This window comes from Marinobacter sp. LV10R510-11A, from assembly GCF_900215155.1.
In the GTDB taxonomy this organism is placed as follows: domain Bacteria; phylum Pseudomonadota; class Gammaproteobacteria; order Pseudomonadales; family Oleiphilaceae; genus Marinobacter.
In genome coordinates, this window is the sequence record NZ_LT907980.1 from 1,213,980 (window position 1) to 1,226,730 (window position 12,751).

Below are 12,751 nucleotides of genomic sequence, written 5' to 3' on the forward strand. Positions count from 1 at the left end.
GTATAGCAAAAACAACGCCCTAAAGCACGAAAAAAGAGCTAATTAACAGCCTCATAATGCAGTGTTTTGTGCCCTTTTAACAAGGCAATATCGTAGCCGTCCAGCAACCAGTTGATCTGCTCGCCGGTCAGTGACATCAGCTCATCCGAGGCCTTCGGCCATTTGAATTTCTCCTCCGCCAACGATTTGTAATAGAGCACAAAACCGTTGTCTTCCCACATCAGGCACTTGATCTTGTTTCGATGCCGGTTGGTGAAGGCGTAAAGCGCTCCGGTAAACGGATTATGGCCCAGTTCCTGTTCAACCAAGACCGCCAAGCCCTGGGCCTGTTTGCGAAAATCAACGGGCGCCCGGTACAGATAAATCTCTGGCAACGACAAGGACGGGCGTAAAGATCGGTGGCGCATCACAGCTGTCTCAAAACAGCACCGAGCAACTCGATGTTGCCGGCGTGCAAACCGGTGATCGAAACACCACCAGGCAGCGATACGGTCAGGCCATCGGCTCCGCCGATGCCAGCGCCAGGAGCAGAAACGACCCGCGCGAACCCAGTGGTTGCTTGCGCCTGCTTTGGAGAGTCTTCAGTCGGGGTTAACTTCTGGCGCCAGTAAACAAATTGATGGTAAACCAGTGACTGTTTCTTGCAGTAAGCGCTGCCGGACACGCCCGAGGCTTCCCAGTCAGTGATGTGCTGCTGCCAGACGTGTGATCGTTCGGTTGGGGTCATGCAGATTCCTCATGGAATGGGTGAGGAGTCAGTGTGTGCAATCGGCGAACGGGAATGTAGGTGCTGATTTATTGGCGCTTACGTTTCAACAGGAGCCACGGCAGGAATTCTTCAGCTGAACGCGTTGCTGTTGGTGCCAAGCTGGCACAGGAGCATGGCAACTACCCGGCGCCGCCTATCCCTGCCATTGAGGGCATAGAACCTCTAATGTCCTGGCTGGCACTATTGGAAGAAGGTGCCTCGATGCACCACTGCGTGGGCGCTTACCATATTTCTATTGCCAACAATGAGGCATTTATTTACCGGATGACGCATCCGGAACGCTTGACCATTTCACTGGAGTATCGGAATAACCGGTGGGTTGTTGGCGAAGTGCGGGGGTATTGCAACGCCAACCCTTCACCGGGGGCACTGGATGTTGTCCGGCGCTGGGTTGAGCGTTCCTGCTGAAGCGCAAGGTACGGAGTGCCAGTGAAAACACGGGGCAAAAAATACAGCGGCAAAGGCTGATCAAGGTTTGCTAACCCGCGCGTGCAATCCAACACATCCACAAAAGGATCTTCGGCAACATACTGGCATTGTTATGTCGGCCAAGCACCCTCCACTATTCCTGAACGACCGGATAACAGGCATCGCCCCAAAGCGCCTGGGAGTTATCCATCATGATCGTGAGGATAGCCGGCACCAGCTTTCCCATCAGCGCTACGCAATCTCTCAACTGATCCCGATTTACTGAACTGTTCCAGGTAGCACCCCCATGGATCAACTGGTTGCGGAGGGTATAAATCCGGCTCAGGGCGATGCCTAATACCGTCGGAGTATCCTGCTTGCCCAAGGCAGTCCGGGCTGCAATTTTCACTCTTTCGAACTGGCCCTCCCATTCTTCCCGGGTGAGTTTATCGTTTTGAAAATCCCAAAAACTCTGAAAAACATAGCGGTTGTTCAATAACACCCGGATGCTTTTGGGGAACTCTGTCCAGGTCAATTCTTGGAGATGACGGCTCGTATCCAAAACTGACAGCTTTTCGAGAAAGCTTCGGAACGACGATTGTTCGGAGGAGCGGTATTGCTCGACTATCTCCGTGGCATAAGCAGAGTTGAAATCAATCCAGAGAAAGATGAATTGGCCGTCTGGATCCTCGGCCTGCTCAGCGCGTTGAAGCCAGCTTAACGAACGATGCACGCGAAGGCTGAGGTTTGGATGGTATTTTCCTCGCTCGGCTCTGTGGCGACGTTTTAGCTGCTGATAATACATACTATCTCCTTTGACTAACCGCCCTCACTCACGAAATCGCACTTGGATGAAACACAGGCCTGAAGCCACTGGCAAAGACATTCACCACGGAACGCGGAGTCAAAACATCAACTGTTTCCGGCAAGTCTTCCCTTTCCGCGGCTGAATAGCCCTTAAAACTCCATTTCACCACTTTCTGTTCACACACGGCATAGCTCTCATTGCCAACCTTAAACATCGTTCCATGGGGCAGATCCGCTAGGGAATGAAGCCAAGTGACTTTCTGACCATCGCCTATTCGCTCAACGTGAAGAATGCCATCCATTTGAGGCGCCCGAACAACGGCATCACCCTCCCGGTTGTTGGCACCACTCCAGGCATCGCGAAATTCGTTATAACGAGCGCGCCTGCACTCTGCGCAAGGTCTGTGCCCTGCAGCAAAGGCCGTCACCTCATCGAAAAAGAACAGCTCTGTGTAAAGGCCGGGGGACATCAGTTCTCGCTGTCTGCCTTTGAACTCCAAGAGGCAGGTAATCCAGGCTTTGTTTTTAAACCGGTGCTGCACGTCTTTTTTTGAATTGTGCAGCACGCCTCTGTTGCCCATAAAAGTACCCCGGGCGGGAATGCTTTCAATAGCACCGGTTGGGCTTACTCGGTTTTGTAAAGTCATGGATGCCGACTCCTTTATTTTATCTTTGAACTATGATCGAAATTTAGTCGCCCGAGACCACTACATAACGGAACCAAGCCTCCAGCAGTGCCCGCTCCTCATCCTGGAAATCTCCTTCAGGAAAGTTAAGCTGGGCTTCAATGATGTCTTCGGTCGGGGAGCGAAAATTCACGAACGGAAACCGATTGTTGAGTTGGAGGATCTTGTCAGCCGTACTGAGTGATCTACCTTCATGACCAGCGTCCTGAATAAGCGCCTGTGTCACACTCTGAGTGAGTGTAGCTGCCAACCTGTCCACTCGACCATTAACACCGGATACTGCTTCCCATTCCAGGGAAGTAACTCTATCTCTGCGCCGATTGAACCCTTCTGGCAAAGGTCTTGGGCCAGCTACAGCGTACCTCGTGACATCATCACGTCTAAGGTCCTGAGCCTCATGGAACAGGGCCGCCTCGAACTCGTCCGAAAATTGTTTGATATCAGCCAGCCCCATTTCAATCTCATAAGCAGATAGCCACTGCAGCTTTCCGTGCTTCACGAACAACGGAAAATTCACGCGGGTGCTGAGATAGAAATAACTGTTGCCAGCATTCTCATCAATCGCCACACGCACCAATGGATAGCGAACGCTCAATTGGTTGATCAGTTCTAAAAGTTTATCCCGGGGCACATTTTTCAAACTTTCTCGATTGGCAATCGGTGAAGCGAAGCTCACGATGTAAGCCGTTTCCGGAACCAGAGCTGAAAACCTAGGCGAAAAGCCCAGGGTCATGAACACCGGCTGGTGCCGCTTCGTTTCCCCTCTTTTGATCACAGGATCAATAATAAACAACGGCCTGGGAGAACTCTGGCTAGACTGGGCTTCGGTGATCTCATTCTCCTCTGGATCACAGACCTGCTCTAAATGCTGATGTAAAGCCTGTTCAATATCCTCAAAGGAATGCGTTTCATGGGGCAAATACTTTTCTGCTTCTGAAACCACCTCCGGAAAAACAGCACTGTAAGGATCTTTCATTGGCTCATCAGTATGAGATGCCGGCTTCCTCAGGAACACACTCCAGTCGATACTGGCGCCCGGCTTGTATTCGGAATCAAACTTCTCCTGCAGGCAGGCATCCATGCGCTCCTCTACCCGGTGTTTGCGCTCTAAAAAAGACGCAACCTGGTCTTCATCTACCGATCCCTTCAGATACGGGTAGTGAATGCTGAGTTCTCCCGCACCCTGCTTCTCAAGCCGCTTGTTCACACACCCGAATAAGCGGTCAATCCGCCCTACCCGCTGCTCATTATCCCCAGGGGAGCCAGCTATGCCGTAGTGGTGAACCTGATGACAATTCATGTGTAGGTTAACCCCCTCCTGAAACACGGAGGTTGATACCAGAACGTTGGGATAAAAGGGGCTATTGAAGCCCAATATCAGTCGCTGACGCGCATTATTATTCTCACCACTGGCGTACCAGGCCGGGCTAGTTAATCTCGTTAGGCTTCGCCACCTGCTGCGCCAGTCGTCCAGTTTGTGATCAATGATTTTTCCGCACAACGACTCGAAAGTCTCAAGAGCCGCCACAAAATAACGGAGCATCAAAGAGCCTTTTATTTTTGGTTTTACGAAGTAATAAAACTCCCTATACCACTGCTGAACATCCTGCTTTTTGCCCCGGTTCCGGAACTCGACAAACCATCCGTAGAGTTCAACAATGACTGGACTAGCGTAGAGAAAACCGGCCTTAACGTAATTGGCAAAATTCTCGGCGGCACTTTTTCGATTTCCGGACCACTCTTGAAGCTTTGTACGTAAATGCTCAGGTAGCTCGCGGTAAACCAATGGCCAGAAACTATACAAGGGCTCCCTGTAGGGTGTTTCCGGCTGGTCACTGCCCCCCAAGGCCTCGCGACGATCTCCTTCGCTCTCCCAGCGATCAAACCGCTCATAGCGAGCGGCAACACCGTAGTTAGCCCGACCACGGCTCAGGTCACCGTAGAAATGAGTGTATCCGCCCTCAAGATAGTCACTGGCTGGTTCCAGGAATAATGAAAACAGACTTTCCGGCTTGGTGAAGCGCAGGCGCACATTTGCGCAATCTGTCTGCCCGCCCGCACCCTTTTTCACGACGAATAACTGCGCTACGCGGGAGGCAAGATAATCCTCCCCCTCGGCATCAAGATCATCCTCATCGGATGGCAATTCATCTTCATCGCCATCAAGATCAGGATCAGTGTCACTACCCAGCTCGCTTACAAATCGGTCAAACTCTTGTCTCGAAAAATCTTTCAGAAATGCTTCGGCATTTTTGTCCGAAAGCGAACTATCCAACGCTTTCAATAGCATCCTGCCCAGCAGCTGGTCATATCGCTCATTCAATCTTTGAGTCAGTTCTCGTACCGATGGTATACGCCGTACAAAAACCAGATGTTTGAGGTCATTAAGGTCAGCATTGAACAATTGCTCATTTGTCGGAACACATTCACTGATCAGTCGACCATACTTGGGGTGATCCGGAAATTCTTTATTTGCTTGATAGTAGCTATCCGTCAATGCCATCAACAAATTGGTATCCGGTGCTGACGAGTAATCTCCTTTGCCTTTGTCATTGCCATCGGAGTCCCCATACTCTTCCGATGTGGTGTTGCCTTCTGGAATCGTTTTCCGACCTACAGACTCAAAGCCTTCCAAATACCCATACATCAGGCTTTTGCCTTCTTTCTTCTTATTGAGCTCCGTCACCAAGCCTTTTTGGTACAGAGCAAAAAAGCCTTCAGCCTCCGGCTGCCCCTCAAAAGTGGCTGCCATGCCTTTTTCATGGCGATAATGGCGCTTACTGTGAAGCTTGCCCCGCCCTTCCATCAGCCGCATACGTCGCAAGGCATACTTTTGTAATAGCTCAGTCGCTCTTTCAGCTGGGCTATTCCAGTGTCCTCGATCCTCCAGAAAATAACTAAAAATACTGTCAATATCGGAGAGCCTAGTGTGGCTCGGTGTAGCGGTGAGCAGAAGCACCTTACTGGCAAGTTTGTCATCCCCAGGCCCGAAGAAGGCTCTGGCTGCTGCCACACGCTGGGAGCCCCCGCCGATGTTTCTGAGATAATGGGCCTCATCGACAACAATAAGATCAAACCCGGCAGCACCTAATCCATTTTCGCTTTTAAGGCTTTTACGAATCTCCGTAGCTTTTTCTGCGGCTTTCACCGCCGCCGGTTTATTCGGATCAACCTCCATGTCGGCGCCCCGTAACAAACCACTCAGAGAGTGAATGGTGGTGAGATAGAAATGGCCCACACCGTGATTAACCGCGACATCCAGACCTTCAAGAGATTTGCACATCTCCACACTGGGCACCGGCCTTCCATCAACGGCATTTTTAACCGTATGGTCAACAGGCCTATAATGCCAGCGCACCAGGGTTTCAAATTCCCGGCGCCAGTGCAGGCAGATATCACGATTAGGCGCCATCACCAGAATTTTGGCATCGGGCTTCATCTTCCATAAAAGCATTGCCACCCCAAGCGCCTGGAACGTCTTGCCCATGCCAACTTCATCGGCGAGCAGCGCCACACCGTGCTCGGACAGCAGATTCCAGAGGTACGCAACACCCTCGGTTTGCTTGGCCGCCATTGACTCCCGATTATCCGGCTGGTAATGCCAATCATGCTCACTACGATTGAAGTTGATCCAATCTGTTACCGCTTCCGGGCGCAACTTTCCCCAGCGAGTCTCAGTCATACGGCGCCCCGATTACGTTTCATGCGTTTGTACTCGCGGTTCAGCCACTGGCGATAGTCTTTGGCAAGATTTCGCGGCAACTTCGGAACAGCAACACTCAACTCGTCACAGCGCCGCATCACTGCCTCATTATCAGTGCCACCAAACTGACCAAGCCGCTTCTTGGCTGAGGCACAGAGTTCATTGACTTCTTGCGCCAGAAACCAGTTGAACAGGCCCTCTGGCATTGAACTAATGCGCACTTTTGTCTTCTCGACAAGCTCCCGCAGGCAGCCTGGACGGGTGAACGCCCAATGTTCCAGCTCCTTCAGAGTCGAACAATTTTCGACAATCTCCACGTAGTGATGACAGGCTGAAAACAAACGAAAGTAACTGATGTCGGGCACCTCCGTTTGCCTGCCATCGCTAAAGCTATCCTCTTCTGTGGACAACGAATCAACCAGCACCTCACCATCCTCAGTCTCTCGAACGCGATAATTCACATCATCCGAGGAAGGCGCACCCGCCGAGATGATCAGATCATCAAAGAGCCCTCTAAGGTCATCATACTGCTGCGCGCGACGATAGTCGGCTCGCTGCTCAATGATGAGCCCAGCCCCCGCTGTGACACCATCGAACAGAACCTCATAACGATGATTGGCCAATAAATGCTTGGTTTCGGGCACTCGCGGGCGAAGCGTTTGCAGACTTCCGCTATCGGAATCCCATAGCAACTGTTCAGGTGCATCCACGCCCGGCAGTTTAAGCAGATAGCTATCAGCCATGGCCCCCTTTTTAACCCATGCCCCGGAAACAACGTATCGCTCCGCCTGCCAGTCAAAAACCACGCGCAAGTCAAACGGCAGCGCCGCAGGAACACTCAGACTCTCCTGCTTCAACTGATCCGGTGTGGCGAACATTTCCGGTCCGAACTCAAGCTGCATTCCGAGGTAGACGGAAACGGGAACCGTGTCTGGAACGATAAAGCCGGCTTCAACGTTGAAGGTTTTACCTCCGACATCCGTTGGCAGGTTGGCACCGGGCTGGGTGAAATTCCAGGATCCAATCGCCAAAGCCGATGGCGTTTTCCAGAGCTTCGCATGGGTCATATTAAGTCGGTCGTCAGCTTTAAACGGACTTGAATGAAGAGACAGAAAGCCAGCTTCGTGCAACTCTTTCAGACCATCATTCCAGCACGTACGCAGATACTCATTTTCCACCCGGTCTGGTACTACCTTAACGCTCATTGAGTGGTTTTTAATAAACGCCTGCAGAGACTTCACGAGGCCCGCGAGATCACCAGAGAAATAAGGGGACCAAACAGCAAGCTCTTCCGATTTATGGTTGCCAAACAGCTGCGTCAGGAACAACGACCCCACCAGACTGTTACAAAACACGACGTCTTGCTGGTCGCCTTTCTTTCCCGTTACGTCCAGATCCCAATCAAAGCGCTGCTGAACATTTTCAAAAACAGGCTTGAAAAATGCGGCAACAGAATCCGCCAAGGGGTCATTCTCAACCGGCACGAAGTGAAAGACCTCCCGGTTACGCCCCCAGCCACTCATCGTAAGGTTTGCGCTACCAGACCCAAGGATCGCGCCCTTATCACCCTGCACATAAATGACTTTAGGATGGAACAGGCTGGTTTCAGAAAAACGAACATCACCATTTGCAGGCAAACGTTCCGGGGAAACTCCGTGCACTGGAATTGCCGTACGTTTATTTTGTTCCGGCTCGATAAACCGTTTATCGCAGAACACCTGAACATCAATTCCCTGGCTACTTAGTTCCTGCTGCATGGCCTCGTAGTCCATACGGGTTTTTGGAGAGTCCATTTTCAGAATGGCGGGAAGCAGATAGGTTTCGATGAATTCGATATCGATAACGAAGCTGGTCAACCAGACCTTACGGATTTCTCCAAGAGCCTCTAGCTGATCGGTAAAGGTTTTGAGGAGTTTCACTGGGTACCTCCCTGATACCCAGCTACCAAGTTGTAGAATTGGTGAACATAGTAGCCGTTCACCCAGGCCCCGATAGGGCGTTTCTCAGCTTTAGGCAATGGCTCAGTTCGCCCATATACCCGAATCTCGACATCATGTACTGCTTCTACCCAGCGAAATTGGCCACGCTCCCTCATTACCTGGGAATGGTATTTTAGTAGTCCCTTCAACTGCTCTTCGAGACTTTCATTTGTCGCCACATTCAGCAGTTTTTGCAGTCTACGCCGGGCAGTACCCTGAAGAGTTGGTAGCAAATCACTGGTATCCCAAATGCGACCAGCAGCATCTTGCAATGTGTGATCGGTGCGCCCTAGATCTTTCCAGGAACCACGGACGTCAGACACCGACTGCACTTTCTTGTGTCGGGCAAGCCTGAATAGCAAATCAAGTTCGGCAAGCAGAGGCTCAACAATCTGAATATGTTGGATTTTTCGACGTTCACCAGGCGGCTCACACCGCTCTTCAGCCCTACCAAAAACTTCCTTTGGGGCCAGTTTTTCATTGGTCGCTGTCGAATGATAGTCTTCCAGAGTTTCCAACAGAGCCCCGGCAGCGCCCTCATTCAGGCCGGTGACGTCCAGCCAGAACGCCTTGGTTTCAGCCCCAACCTTTCCCTGTGTCGCAAAGGCTTTTCTGTAAGCTTCACGCAGTGCTACCGGAATATCACGGAACTGCCTTTGGGGCGGAACCTGGCTTTTAGAGTAGCTGTCATTCACCAGTTCGATGAGGTGTTTTTTTGCCTGATGAAAACAGTCGCGGAGCTCACCATGATTCTCGAGAAGCGCTTTAAAGGCGCCCCAGTTTTTCTCAGACTTCTGGTGAAAATAACGGTAGCTGTGATCAAAAAACCCCATCTCTACAAACGGCGTTTTATAACGCCCACTGACGCCCAGGCCCAGCTGCCGAACAAGCAGATGCCCTTCTTTTTTATCCGTGAATAACAATGAAGGATTCTGGCCGGACTCTTCCATTTTCGTGCGGCCATTGCTGCCACCGAGTATACCCAGCGTATCAATATCGGCTTCCTCGGGCTTGTCGACCATGGAGTAGGTGAAAACATTCTCCAGATAGATCAGACAAGCATGAATAAAGGGCAGGCTCTCCTTATCTCCCACTGCCTCTGCCAGCGCCGGCGAGACCGTGACAAGCCCATCCTGCAGGATTGAACGAATGACACCGTGATGCAGCAAATTAAGCGTGAAGTTTCGGACGTCGTTGGATACGGAGTTGACCCGACTGTTGAAGATTTTTTGGCCGAAGGATGACCAGATGACCTGCTGGCCAAGTGGGTCTATATAAGAGTCCCCTGAGAGGGAATCATCATATTCGGTGATCAGTGAATCGAATTTCATGATCCGCTCCGAACTGAGCTCAATGCCAGGAAACCGATACGCACTAACAGATAGAGTCTCATCTCTTTAATCGCAGCACCTACAAATCTGTTCATAATTTCAGACGGATGTTTTGAGCGTATTCCTTTTTATCGATCGAAAAATGATCGAGAAACGTTTGGAAAACGCGCCTACTAATTGGATCTTTTTTGGGTAGTGAAAAAGCGCGTTTATCCCGCCCGGTCCATTTTTCGTGGGATCCCTTTCCTCCAGACTTATTTCGCTGATATTTGAAGAACTCTAACGCCTTCATCAACTCTTTTCGACTGGGTATGTTTATGACGTTAGGGAGGATTTCTAAGCGGTCCAGAATGGCGCCTTCGCCGATAAAGAAAGCTGGGATATCAGTAGTCCTCAAATCGTAAGGAGGTTGGTCCGAAAAAATACCTTCGAGCGGAAACGTATTTTTAGCAGATAACGATGGCTTCCCTTTCGCCATCTGCGCCGCAAGCAATCGCTGACTGCCTATACTTTCACCAATACGCCAATTGTTATAACCAGGGGGTGAGAGGTCTAAAACATCTTTGATGACTTTATTAAGCTTCTCCGATTGCCTCACATCCAGCGACAAATTATTGTCAAGAAATGTCTGACACCAGTCCCATGAGGCCCAGTTAGCAAGAGCCTCTTCAAGCCAATCGTCAGTTTCTTTCAGTTGGTCGTAGACATCCTTTTTGTAGCGGAGATATCTGGCACCAGATACATTCGGTTCTAGCCAGGAAAGGCACGACTCGACACGTCCGTGGAAAAATTCATGGCTAAAAACCAAGCCCACTGCAAGCTGGCAAAAAAATCCATAGTCCAAATAACCCGCTCGTTGGGTTTTGAATTCGTCGGATAGAAATAGTGCCAGATCGTCTAGCTTCTTTGCATTGAAATAAATACCCCAAGTCTCCTCATTCCAAACATGAAAAGATTGATACCAAGCAATCGCTTCAAAGCCACTTTGTCTAAGATCTTCCTTTACCGCTCTAATCCGCTCATCAAAAGCCGTATCATCAGGTACCATATCTGTGAAGGTTTCTCCGGGCGTGGAAATATCCTCCAAGCTGACTGTAAGCCGTTTTGGCTCAGAGTGCTCAATGGTCGGCGCGTCAGAACCACTCAGCCTTGGGTTTGTCATAGCTCTGCGCAAACCCTTTTGCACCGCCCATCGAATCTCAGGATAAGCAGGCAAACCATCGTAAGGCACCCAGCTCATGAGGCAGAACTTCTGCAGATTTTCATTGAGACATCGAAGCCCTGAGTAATGGCCCTCACGAGGTGGCAGCCAGCCAGAATTGGCAGCCTGTTTTAGTGCTTCTTTTGAGATCCGATCAGGACTCGTCATACGCCCCAAAGGGGGAAAAACCGCTTTTGGGAAAGAGGGCAATAGGTTCTCGGCAGATACGCGAGGACTGAGTTGAGCCTGAGTGGGAAAGTCGCTGTATCTTGGGAATTTGGACTTCAATGCTTCATCCCTTTGCTTTTGCTCCGCTTCTTCCCTTTCGAATTCTGCTAACTCCTCTTTATGTTTGCTATACACATCCATTGCTTCTTTCTGCAAGGATCTACAGGGTTGGAGCCAACTACCTTTTGGTTTTTGGACACCAGCCACAACGATAACCATACCCTCGTCCGGAAGAACATAAGCTGCATGCAGATAGACAATCGCCGATATCCTGATCTCTTCATCGTTCTCAACGCGCCCACTTTGCGATCGATTGCATAGCCCAACTGAAAGTTTCGCTTTCAAAGGCCTATTGTTATCTAGGAGCGCCACAACCTTATTTATTCTCTGATCCAGCGAATACTCAATTTCAAGTTCTTCTTCAGCTATCAATTCAACCAAGTCCGGATCGGAAGCTGGTATTTCTACAAGAAAAACCTGATCAGTTTCTAACCAAGTATTCTCTGGAGGTATCCATGAGTGAAACCCGATATCCATGCGCAAAGTATCCATTTTTATCAATGTGTAATTGGCGGCACCCAGTTTTCAGCTAAAGTCTTTTTGCTGGAATAACCTCGAACTCCCAACTACATGAGCTTTTCAGCTTCCCACTGCTTGTAGGTCTTCCCGCCCGGCAAGCGCCACTCAGTAGTTCCGTTTGTTGGTCTTCCATTAACAACGGCAGCTGCTGCACTTGGGCTCTTAAACGCGTAGTTTTCCCCAAATACCGAAAGCTCTCCTTCCGGCACGAGCACGCCACTGGCCGTCAACTCCTCATGCAGCTTGCTATAACCAGTATGTTGGCTGGTTTTACCTCGCCACTTGGGGCTAGCTTTAGAACCGGCAAGCACGACAAACTCACCGTCGGTTAGCACAGCCCTGGCGTCAATGCCGTGCTTAGGAGTGCGAAGCTCGAACACGGCCTCGGATTCGGCTGCGGAATCAGTTGGGTTGGTAGCAGCGGTAGGCTGAGGTCGTGTTTGTGCAAGGAAGCTGTCTATTCGAAGTGCCGGAAGCACCATCATGATGTATTCGAGGAAGCTTTCTATATTGGCTTGAGCGGCCTCACTCAGCGATGAACGAGGTGGCGTATTACCGTTATCCAGCCGGATCTTGCCAACCCGACGAGCCTCTTCGACCAGTCTGGACTCGAGATACTTGGCGTGTGCCTTGTTCAGGTTATTGCCCGCCGTCGTAACCAGAACCGCCGTGGTCCACCAATCTTTCTTAGTGTCGTGACTTTTGATTCGACCACCGATGTCTTCACCCTCACCGATGTAAGCCAAGGGGCCATGGTCGTCCTCCCCGAACAACAGATAAACCCCGGTATAACTGGCTTCAGGCCGTTTGAGCGCGGCACTTAAGCGAGTTCGTGGAGCCATCAAGACGTGTCCGGTCCAGTTAAATACCTCAGCAGTCAGCATGCCGTCTGGCTTGCCATCGATGAAGAACAGTTCGAGTGATTGGCCTTTGTTGTTAATAATGAGTCCCCATTCTTAGACTTTCACAGGTGCATTGGCTAGCTGTTTTACAAACTTGGAAGAGCCATTTTTTGAAAATCTACGCAACAAGATTGCTTCATTTCAGCTTCTAGATCACA

General features: G+C 50.5%; 10 protein-coding genes. 1 reads left to right on the forward strand and 9 read right to left on the reverse strand.

All coding sequences use genetic code 11. The features are described 5' to 3' along the window. Positions 1 to 38: 38 nt before the first annotated feature. Together tnpB and tnpA are read right to left on the reverse strand one after the other, a co-directional pair. Positions 39 to 407 carry an IS66 family insertion sequence element accessory protein TnpB gene (gene tnpB / locus CPH80_RS05880; RefSeq protein ID WP_096276044.1) on the reverse strand — a complete coding sequence of 123 codons (369 nt, stop codon included), beginning with the start codon at positions 405 to 407 and terminating at the stop codon, positions 39 to 41. After that, positions 407 to 727 carry an IS66 family insertion sequence element accessory protein TnpA gene (gene tnpA, locus CPH80_RS05885; protein ID WP_096276046.1) on the reverse strand — a complete coding sequence of 107 codons (321 nt, stop codon included), beginning with the start codon at positions 725 to 727 and terminating at the stop codon, positions 407 to 409. The genes tnpB and tnpA overlap by 1 nt, the downstream gene beginning before the upstream one ends. Before the next feature lie 60 nt (positions 728 to 787). Here tnpA and CPH80_RS05890 point away from each other — a divergent pair, with 60 nt between their 5' ends. Then, positions 788 to 1,177: a PcfJ domain-containing protein gene (locus tag CPH80_RS05890; protein ID WP_096276048.1), complete on the forward strand. Its 390-nt coding sequence runs from the start codon at positions 788 to 790 to the stop codon at positions 1,175 to 1,177. 154 nt (positions 1,178 to 1,331) lie between these two features. Here CPH80_RS05890 and CPH80_RS05895 read toward each other — a convergent pair whose 3' ends face one another. From CPH80_RS05895 to CPH80_RS05925, 7 genes are all read right to left on the reverse strand, one after another. Next, the gene (locus CPH80_RS05895) at positions 1,332 to 1,982 is read right to left on the reverse strand and encodes a HEPN domain-containing protein (protein ID WP_096276050.1); all 651 of its coding nucleotides are present in this window, start codon (positions 1,980 to 1,982) and stop codon (positions 1,332 to 1,334) included. 28 nt (positions 1,983 to 2,010) lie between these two features. After that, positions 2,011 to 2,631, reverse strand: coding sequence for a hypothetical protein (locus CPH80_RS05900; protein WP_096276052.1), 621 nt, complete (start codon positions 2,629 to 2,631; stop codon positions 2,011 to 2,013). A gap of 43 nt (positions 2,632 to 2,674) precedes the next feature. Then, positions 2,675 to 6,352, reverse strand: a complete 3,678-nt coding sequence (locus tag CPH80_RS05905) for a DEAD/DEAH box helicase (RefSeq protein WP_096276054.1) — start codon at positions 6,350 to 6,352, stop codon at positions 2,675 to 2,677. Next, entirely contained in the window at positions 6,349 to 8,292 is a 1,944-nt protein-coding gene (locus tag CPH80_RS05910; protein ID WP_096276056.1) for a phospholipase D-like domain-containing protein, read from the reverse strand. The genes CPH80_RS05905 and CPH80_RS05910 overlap by 4 nt, the downstream gene beginning before the upstream one ends. Continuing rightward, a complete protein-coding gene (locus CPH80_RS05915; protein ID WP_096276058.1) occupies positions 8,289 to 9,683 on the reverse strand; it encodes a hypothetical protein in 1,395 nt (464 codons plus the stop codon). Before CPH80_RS05915 ends, CPH80_RS05910 begins: the two co-directional genes overlap by 4 nt. A 91-nt stretch (positions 9,684 to 9,774) precedes the next feature. Then, the gene (locus CPH80_RS05920; protein WP_096276060.1) at positions 9,775 to 11,649 is read right to left on the reverse strand and encodes a hypothetical protein; all 1,875 of its coding nucleotides are present in this window, start codon (positions 11,647 to 11,649) and stop codon (positions 9,775 to 9,777) included. A gap of 89 nt (positions 11,650 to 11,738) precedes the next feature. After that, a complete protein-coding gene (locus CPH80_RS05925) occupies positions 11,739 to 12,533 on the reverse strand; it encodes a GIY-YIG nuclease family protein (RefSeq protein WP_227520375.1) in 795 nt (264 codons plus the stop codon). Positions 12,534 to 12,751 lie beyond the last annotated feature (218 nt).

Coding starts and splice junctions, on each gene's coding strand:
- tnpB (WP_096276044.1), bottom strand. CDS start 407: ATGCGCCACCGATCTTTACGCCCGTCCTTGTCGTTGCCAGAGATTTAT.
- tnpA (WP_096276046.1), bottom strand. CDS start 727: ATGACCCCAACCGAACGATCACACGTCTGGCAGCAGCACATCACTGAC.
- CPH80_RS05895 (WP_096276050.1), bottom strand. CDS start 1,982: ATGTATTATCAGCAGCTAAAACGTCGCCACAGAGCCGAGCGAGGAAAA.
- CPH80_RS05900 (WP_096276052.1), bottom strand. CDS start 2,631: ATGACTTTACAAAACCGAGTAAGCCCAACCGGTGCTATTGAAAGCATT.
- CPH80_RS05905 (WP_096276054.1), bottom strand. CDS start 6,352: ATGACTGAGACTCGCTGGGGAAAGTTGCGCCCGGAAGCGGTAACAGAT.
- CPH80_RS05915 (WP_096276058.1), bottom strand. CDS start 9,683: ATGAAATTCGATTCACTGATCACCGAATATGATGATTCCCTCTCAGGG.
- CPH80_RS05920 (WP_096276060.1), bottom strand. CDS start 11,649: ATGGATATCGGGTTTCACTCATGGATACCTCCAGAGAATACTTGGTTA.
- CPH80_RS05925 (WP_227520375.1), bottom strand. CDS start 12,533: ATGGCTCCACGAACTCGCTTAAGTGCCGCGCTCAAACGGCCTGAAGCC.